Below are 8,218 nucleotides of genomic sequence, written 5' to 3' on the forward strand. Positions count from 1 at the left end.
AGGCCTATTGGCACTGGCGGTGATGTTATTAATTTTACTGCAATTAACTTGGGGATTGCGGCCGCTGACTACCTTGCGCAAAGAGTTAGCCGAAATTGAAAACGGCGATAAGACCCATTTTCAACATCATTATCCACAAGAAATTGATCCGCTAGTAAAAGATATTAACCGCTTGTTGGTACACCATCAGCAGTTGCTAGAAAAGGCCCGTACCAATGCTGGCAATATGGCGCATGCACTAAAAACGCCACTGAGTATTATGCAAAATGAATTGGCTCTGCCTCAATTGCCACAAAGACCTTTGTTGCAGCAACAATTACAGCAAATGCGTCAACATATTGAATACCATTTATCCGCCTCGCAAATCGCCGCGAAGCAATTATTAGGCGCTAAATGCAGTCCTTACCAACAATGTAGCAATGCGGTGTCGGCTTTTTCACGTTTGTATGCCAGTCGTAATATTGGCGTTGATATTACATTTGATCAAGCGCTCTCCCTTGCCGTTGATGGTCGTGATTTTGACGAAATGGGCGGTAACTTGATCGAAAATGCGTATAAATGGGCTGATTCGCGCATTGTTATCTCAGCTGTTGTGGTTGATGGCTTGCTGCAAATGACGATTGCAGATGATGGACCTGGGATGAGTGACGCAGATTGTCAGTTGGTATTGGATCGCGGTCAACGTTTAGATGAACAAACCCCAGGTCATGGCCTCGGGCTTAATATTGCGGCTGAAATGGCGAAGATGTATCAAGGCCAACTAACATTAGGGCGCGCCTCGCTCGGTGGCTTAGCTGCACAATTAGCATTACCTTTACGTAATCGCTTATAGCAGTTTGATGTGTTTGACTTCAACCTCTGGGGTCGAACCGCCTTCTAACTCACCGAAAATACGCAATTTGGTGTTGTTATCAATCGCGACGGGTAACTTGATATCATCATCAAGCTCGACAACCACTTGACCTGAGTCATCAGCGAACATGTATTTGTCGCCACTTATTTGATGAATTAATTTACCTTCTAAAACGACATTTAGTTCGCTAAAACGACCGACATTTTCAAGGTTCTCTGCCACTGTGGTTACGTTCATCGCAGGACCTGTGTAGTTAATTGAATGTTTTTCATGATTTTTTGCTAGAGCGAGTGTTGGTAACATAATGATGGCAGCGGTAAGGCCTATGATTGTTTTCTTTAGCATCTTAAATCTCCTAGAAACCAGAGGGTTTCGTTGTTGGTTGTGGTCTAATCAATGTTGATGATGCTATTAAACAACATTGATACTGAATACAATCTGAGTGCGTTGTTCATATTCAGTACATGTGCGGAGATTGATGTTTTTTAAAGTAAATCTTGTAATTCATCCAAGGCTTTAATGAAAAAATCTATTTCAGCTTTGGTATTGTAAATCGCTAACGACACCCGAATGGTGCCGGAGAGATTGAGGCTGTGCATCAAAGGTTGTGCGCAGTGATGACCGGTTCGTACGGCAATCCCTTGTAAATCTAACAACATACCTACATCCGCATTGTGTGCATCGCCAATAATAAAGCTGACGCCGCCAGCTCGGTGTTGCGGGTTACCGATGATCTTAATACGCGGCATTTTTTCGAGCTGCGCTGTGACATAAGCCAACAATGCCGCTTCGTGGTTCGCTAATGCCTGGCGGTCGTAGCTATTTAAAAATGTCATGGCGCGGGCTAGGCTGATGGCACCGGCAATATTAGGGGTACCGGCTTCAAACTTAAACGGTAACTCGTTATAAGTGGTGTGTTCAAAACTCACCGTTTTAATCATTTCCCCACCCCCTTGCCAAGGCGGAAGTTGGTTGAGGATAGTTTCTTTGCCCCACAATACGCCGATGCCCGTTGGCCCATACATTTTATGCCCCGAGAATACATAAAAGTCACAACCCAATGCTTGTACATCTACGTCCCAATGAGAGATGGCTTGGGCACCATCGATGAGTACCTTGGCACTAGTTTGTTTGGCTAAAGCGATGATCTCCTCAACTGGATTTACCGTGCCAATGGCATTGGAGACATGGCTAACTGCAACGAGTTTGGTTTTATCATTGAGTAATCTTTTATACGCCTGCATATCAAGGTCTGTTGACGGTAATAGCGGAATAACCTTGAGAATGGCGCCTGTGCGTTGCGCTAACATTTGCCAAGGCACGATATTGGCGTGGTGCTCTAAGGTGGAAATGATGATCTCATCTCCAGCGGTAATTTCAGTGGTTAAGCTGTTAGCGACAAGGTTAATGGCTTCTGTCGTGCCACGTGTCCAAATAATTTCTTTGCTGCTGCTAGCGTTAATAAATTGCGCGCAAGTATCACGGGCATTTTCATATGCAGTGGTTGCTTGTGCACTTAATGCATGTGATGCGCGATGTACGTTAGCGTTAATATCTCGATAATAGGTATTAATCGATTCCAGTACACATAAAGGCTTTTGGCTTGTAGCTGCATTATCTAAATAAATGAGCGGATGCTCATTCACTTGTTGGGATAATACAGGGAACTGTTGTCGAAGATTAATTAATTCTATATCGCTAAGCATGGCCGTAAACTCACTATCAAGGGGCGTGGATTATAACCTAAAAATGAATTTTAGGATTTTTACATTTGGGCTAATTTAACGGAAATATGAAATTATTGTGATTTTATTTTTATCGCTGTTTTTTGGATGTTTTTTTACTTTAAAAGCCTATTTATCGGTTTTATGCATGAAAACACTACGTTGTTGTTCATTTTTAACACTATTTGACCTTGTGAAAGAATGATGATATTTTGCGCTATTATTGATTTACATCTCGGTTTGCTGTATAAACCGAGCTTTAAAAGTATACCTAGTAGCTTCAAATGCGACTATGTAGATACTTAATATTTGAAGTTATTGGAGCACACTATGTCAAAAGTATGCCAAGTTACTGGTAAAAAACCAGCTGTTGGTAACAACGTTTCTCACGCAAAAAACCGCACACGTCGCCGTTTTTTGCCAAACCTGCATTCGCACAGATTCTGGGTTGAGAGCGAAAACCGCTTTGTTAAATTACGTCTTACTGCTAAAGGTATGCGTATTATCGATAAGAAAGGTATTGATTCAGTTTTAACTGAAATCCGTGCCCGTGGTGTTAAGGTTTAAGGAACTAGATTATGCGCGATAAAATTCGTTTGAATTCATCTGCTGGTACAGGTCACTTCTATACCACAGACAAGAACAAAAAAAACATGCCTGAAAAAATGGAAATCAAAAAGTTTGATCCAGTTGTTCGTAAGCACGTTATCTACAAAGAAGGCAAAATCAAGTAATACTTGATTGCGTTTTTAATGTATAAAAAATGCCAGTTATTTATAACTGGCATTTTTGTATGCAAATTTTGCTACAATCTAATCTCGACCTCTTTCCCTAATGTTTTAGTCTGGTGTTGCCCTTATGAAAATGAATCCCCGTCAGGATGAAGCTGTTAAATATATCTCTGGTCCATGCTTGGTACTCGCTGGTGCTGGCAGTGGTAAAACTCGTGTTATTACCACCAAAATTGCTCACCTAGTGCAGAACTGTAGTTATGATGCCAAGAATATTGCAGCGGTAACCTTTACCAATAAAGCGGCGCGTGAGATGAAAGAGCGTATCGCTCAGACGTTAGGTAAAAAAGAAGCAAAAGGCTTGATGGTGTCAACATTCCATACCTTAGGGTTAAATATTATTCGTAAAGAATATAAAACCTTAGGTATCAAGCAGGCATTTACCTTGTTTGATGATCAAGACCAATTGGCATTATTAAAAGAATTGACGCAAGAGACGTTAGAAGAAGACAAAGAACTTATCGACCAATTGCGCAGTGCTATTTCAAATTGGAAGAATGAGCTGGTATTGCCGCCGCAAGCTATTGCCCGTGCGCAGATGCCACAAGACAAATTATTTGCCCTGTGTTACGACGATTATCTCCGTCATATGAAAGCCTATAACGCCTTAGACTTTGATGATCTGATCATGATGCCAACGTTGTTATTACGCTTGAATGACGAGGTACGCGAACGCTGGCAAAACAAGATCCGTTATTTATTAGTGGATGAGTATCAAGATACCAATACCAGCCAATATGAATTGGTGAAACTGATTGTAGGCCACCGCGCTAAATTTACCGTGGTAGGGGATGATGATCAGTCTATTTATTCATGGCGTGGCGCCCGACCTGAAAACCTGACGTTATTGCAAAGTGACTTCCCCGGTTTGAAAGTGGTGAAACTCGAGCAGAACTATCGTTCGACTCAGCGTATTTTAAAAGCGGCCAATATCTTAATTGATAATAACCCGCATGAATTTAATAAACGGCTATTCAGCGAGCTTGGTTATGGTGATCCGATTAAAGTGTTCACCACTAAAAACGAAGAGCATGAAGCTGAAAAAGTAGTATCAGAACTGCTCGCGCATAAATTCATGGCGCGCAGTGAATATAAAGATTATGCCATTTTATACCGCGGTAACCATCAGTCACGGTTATTTGAAAAAGCGTTAATGACTAACCGTATTCCTTATAAGATCAGTGGTGGTACATCATTCTTCTCGCGCGCCGAGATCAAAGATATGATGGCTTACCTGCGTTTATTAGTGAATCCGGATGATGACAATGCTTTTTTACGCGTGGTGAACGTGCCGCGTCGTGAGATTGGCCCAACAACATTAGAAAAGCTCGGTAATTATGCCAACATGCGTAATATCAGTTTGTTCGCTGCCAGTTTTGAAATGGGACTTGAGCAGACATTAACGGGGCGTGGTTTACTCGCCGTTCGTGGTTTTACCCGTTGGTTAGTTGAATTAGCAGACCAAGAGCAGCGCAGCGATAGTATCGATGCAGTGCGCGATATGGTGCGCGATATTCATTACGAAGATTGGTTATACGAAACCAGTACTAGTGCTAAAGCTGCCGAAATGCGTATGAAGAATGTCTCTGAATTATATCGTTGGGTGACTGAAATGCTCAAAGGTGATGATCTCGATGAAGAGATGACACTGGCGCAAGTGGTAACTCGGTTAACGCTGCGTGATATGCTAGAGCGCAACGAAGACGAGGATGACTCTGATCAAGTACAGTTAATGACGTATCATGCCTCTAAAGGCCTGGAATATCCGTACGTGTTCATGGTGGGGATGGAAGAAGGTATTTTGCCGCATCAAAGCTCGATTGATGATGATCCGAATGTGGAAGAAGAACGTCGTTTAGCGTATGTAGGTATCACCCGTGCGCAAAAGGTACTGTTCATGATGTTATGCAAAGAGCGCCGCCAATTTGGTGACGTAGTGAAACCTGAGCCAAGCCGCTTCTTGTTAGAGTTACCGCAAGATGATTTGGAATGGGACTTACGTAAAAAACCGGATTCACCAGTAGAAAAACAAGAAAAAGGTAAACGTGGCGTTGCCAATCTGAGAGCGCTTTTTAATAAGTAATTTGAATACTATTAATAACTCACTTTAATAACTCACTTTAATAAGTCGCTTATTAGAGCTCTAATAAGCGATTTACTTGCCTATAGTCCATCGGTTGAGCAATATAACTACCTTGACCAAATTCACAGCCTAGTTCGATAAGCTTAGCGTGCTGCTGTGGGCTGTCAATCCCTTCTACAATGACCTTAAAGCCCATGTCATGGCTCATATCCCTAATGACCCGAATCAACGATAAGTCTTTTTTTGACATCAGCATACGATTGGTAAAACGGCTGTCTATTTTGACAAAATCAATGGGGTACTGAAAAAAAGCATTTAACGAACTAAAACCAGTACCAAAATCATCTAATCCAACTTGCACCCCTATTTGTCGCAATTTCTCCAGCGCGCGCATGGCAAACTTATTGCGTGCTAAGCATTCATGCTCTCTAAATTCAAACACCAGACGATGGGGAGGGATCTGTTGTTGTTGAATAATAAATATTAAATGTTCAACGGCGCCATCAAGAATCAGGTGTTTGGCTGATAAATTCATGGTTAACATTATTTGTTGATTATCACTGTGCGAGTCATGCCATTTTTTGAGCTGTACACAGGCTTGATAAATAATATGCAAATCGAGTGCGATGATAATATCGGTGTTCTCGGCGAGTGAGATAAAGTTATTATCATCGTTCTGCTCTTGTTCATGCCAATGGGCAATAACTTCAAAACCAACTAGTTGGTTGCTGTTTAATTGAATGATAGGCTGGTAGTAAGGCAAAATATCGTGGTTAATAATAGCGTGAGTAAGCTGTTCTTGTTGCAATATGGCTTGGGTATTTTTGACCGGCACTGGCAATGCAGTGGATAGATGGTATTGACCTAAACCGCGTTGCTGAGCGTGCTTTAGGGCGATATCGGCATCCTTTAATACTTGGCTAACAGAATGTGGCGCTTGTTGTAAGCTAATGCCAATACTGCTATTGCAGAGAATTTTATAATTGTTAACCTGAAAACTAAAACGAAACTGTGACTGAATTTCTTTGGCTAGGTCAATCGCGCTCTCAGCATCAGTGATATCTGTTTTTAATAAGGCAAACTCGTCACCTTGTAAGTTAACTAAGCAGTCTTTACTGGAGGTTAGTGATTGCAAATGATGACGGATAATCGAAATTAAATTATTACTCAGATCGCTACCAAAATTTTGTTCAACATCTGCGATGTTCTCAATCTTGATCAGCAGCAGTACGAAGCTCTGCTGGCTACGCTGTAATTGTTGCAAGGCTGATTTTAGCTGGGTTAGAAATAAGGCACGTTGGGTTCGCAATGAGTTAGTCAAAGCTAAACTAATCAGCTTGGCATTATTGGGTTGCGCTTGTATTGAGAGACGATCCTTGTTCACAGTCGATATCCTAATGGTCTTTAATCACTAAAAAACTAAGTCTTATAGTGATAAAGTCTAGCAGTGGATAACTGAGGGTCAAAAAAAAGCCACTAAATAAATTAGCGGCTTTATCGAAAGAGCGTGACGTTATCGTGGATTAGCGTTGTAATCTGTTTGTTATAACGTTATTTATCAATCGTGTTATAGGCCTTGGATCATGAAATCAACAGCAGCATGTAATTCATCATCAGAACATGTTGAACAGGTACCACGTGCTGGCATTATGCCATTGAAGCCTTCAATCGCGTGGAGATACAAGGTGTCTTTACCTTTGGCAAGGCGCGGTGCCCACTGCTCTGCGTTACCTTTAATTGGAGCTCCGGCAAGGCCACTGCCGTGACACATGTTACAAGTAGCCGTATAAACTTGTTCACCAGTGCGCGGTTCTGCTGATGCTGTGCTTTTCGCAACAACAGGAGCAAGTTCACCGGGTAGGTATACTTGACCAACAGGAGCAATGCGTTCTGCAACTGATTCAGCTGAATTGTGGCCTGCGTTTACAGTGAATGCAAATAGCAATGATGCTGATAAAGTGATTAGAATATTTCGTAATTTATACATGCTCTTTTTAGCTCCCTAATTAATGGTATTGTCAGTCTGTGGGTGACTTTTGTTATAATAAATCCCTACTACTGTCTGGTATTATAGCCTTACCAAGCCTTAGGTTAAATAGTTGTAACAGTGTTTGTTGCATTTTACTTGGTTATAAAAGATACAAGGGTTGTTGTGATCCAACATTTTCAGTAAAAATTAGCCAATTTGCCTAGACGAGATTTGCTGTTAGACGTAAGATATTGTTTATGCGTCCGTAGCTCAGTTGGATAGAGCGCGCCCCTCCGGAGGGTGAGGTCGGAGGTTCGACTCCTCTCGGACGCACCATTATAGTTATTATAGTGGTTGTGTAATGAATGATAAATGGCGGTTGTAGCTCAGTTGGTAGAGCCCCGGATTGTGATTCCGGTTGTCGAGGGTTCAAATCCCTTCAGTCGCCCCATTACTCTTTGATTACGCACGCTAAGGTAAGTACAGTTGAGTAAGTAAATTAATGCCGTTTGATTGTTTTTTGCACTAGCGCTGTTGGTTTTTATTTCGATTTAATTGAAAAAGACAAAATATTGGTTTTTTAGTTAAAAAGACTTGCAGACTTACTCACAATATCTATAATGCGCACACTTGTTAAGAATGATGCATTCTAATGAGCATGTTCGGTGATTAGCGCAGCTTGGTAGCGCACCTGGTTTGGGACCAGGGGGTCAGAGGTTCGAATCCTCTATCACCGACCACTATGGCGGTTGTAGCTCAGTTGGTAGAGCCCCGGATTGTGATTCCGGTTGTCGAGGG

At 41.8% G+C, this 8,218-nt stretch carries 8 protein-coding genes and 3 tRNA genes; 7 read left to right on the forward strand and 4 right to left on the reverse strand.

All coding sequences use genetic code 11. The annotated features are described in order from the left end of the window. On the forward strand, nucleotides 1–832 hold an 832-nt coding region (locus QNK26_RS00555), incomplete at its 5' end, for an ATP-binding protein (protein WP_319220316.1). Here the strand turns inward: QNK26_RS00555 and QNK26_RS00560 are convergent. Both QNK26_RS00560 and QNK26_RS00565 read right to left on the reverse strand, forming a co-directional pair. Beyond that, nucleotides 827–1,198 carry a NirD/YgiW/YdeI family stress tolerance protein gene (locus QNK26_RS00560; protein ID WP_319220317.1) on the reverse strand — a complete coding sequence of 124 codons (372 nt, stop codon included), beginning with the start codon at nucleotides 1,196–1,198 and terminating at the stop codon, nucleotides 827–829. The two genes, QNK26_RS00555 and QNK26_RS00560, sit on opposite strands and share 6 nt — an antisense overlap. A 140-nt stretch (nucleotides 1,199–1,338) precedes the next feature. Then, nucleotides 1,339–2,559, reverse strand: coding sequence for a cysteine desulfurase (locus QNK26_RS00565; protein ID WP_319220318.1), 1,221 nt, complete (start codon nucleotides 2,557–2,559; stop codon nucleotides 1,339–1,341). 348 nt (nucleotides 2,560–2,907) lie between these two features. Between QNK26_RS00565 and rpmB the strand changes: the two genes are divergently transcribed. The 3 genes from rpmB (at nucleotide 2,908) to rep (ending at nucleotide 5,451) form a co-directional block, all read left to right on the forward strand. Beyond that, nucleotides 2,908–3,144, forward strand: a complete 237-nt coding sequence (rpmB, locus tag QNK26_RS00570; RefSeq protein WP_319220319.1) for a 50S ribosomal protein L28 — start codon at nucleotides 2,908–2,910, stop codon at nucleotides 3,142–3,144. Nucleotides 3,145–3,155: 11 nt separating this feature from the next. Then, nucleotides 3,156–3,311, forward strand: coding sequence for a 50S ribosomal protein L33 (gene rpmG / locus QNK26_RS00575; RefSeq protein WP_017222427.1), 156 nt, complete (start codon nucleotides 3,156–3,158; stop codon nucleotides 3,309–3,311). A gap of 124 nt (nucleotides 3,312–3,435) precedes the next feature. Beyond that, nucleotides 3,436–5,451 (forward strand): DNA helicase Rep, encoded by a 2,016-nt coding sequence (gene rep / locus QNK26_RS00580; protein ID WP_319220320.1) that lies wholly within the window; start codon nucleotides 3,436–3,438, stop codon nucleotides 5,449–5,451. A gap of 52 nt (nucleotides 5,452–5,503) precedes the next feature. On the opposite strand, the gene QNK26_RS00585 is transcribed toward rep, so the two are convergent. Both QNK26_RS00585 and QNK26_RS00590 read right to left on the reverse strand, forming a co-directional pair. Continuing rightward, complete coding sequence (locus tag QNK26_RS00585; protein ID WP_319220321.1) at nucleotides 5,504–6,835, reverse strand: bifunctional diguanylate cyclase/phosphodiesterase; 1,332 nt, start codon at nucleotides 6,833–6,835, stop codon at nucleotides 5,504–5,506. Nucleotides 6,836–7,018: 183 nt separating this feature from the next. Next, entirely contained in the window at nucleotides 7,019–7,438 is a 420-nt protein-coding gene (locus QNK26_RS00590; protein WP_319220322.1) for a cytochrome c5 family protein, read from the reverse strand. Between the two features lie 241 nt (nucleotides 7,439–7,679). On the opposite strand from QNK26_RS00590, the gene QNK26_RS00595 reads away from it, so the two are divergent. The 3 genes from QNK26_RS00595 (at nucleotide 7,680) to QNK26_RS00605 (ending at nucleotide 8,160) form a co-directional block, all read left to right on the forward strand. Beyond that, nucleotides 7,680–7,756, forward strand: a tRNA-Arg gene (locus QNK26_RS00595). Between the two features lie 39 nt (nucleotides 7,757–7,795). Then, nucleotides 7,796–7,871 (forward strand) — tRNA-His (locus tag QNK26_RS00600). Between the two features lie 212 nt (nucleotides 7,872–8,083). Beyond that, nucleotides 8,084–8,160: transfer RNA gene (locus tag QNK26_RS00605), tRNA-Pro, on the forward strand. Nucleotides 8,161–8,218: the final 58 nt, after the last annotated feature.

The sequence above is a fragment of the Moritella sp. genome (genome assembly GCF_033791185.1).
GTDB lineage: Bacteria > Pseudomonadota > Gammaproteobacteria > Enterobacterales > Moritellaceae > Moritella.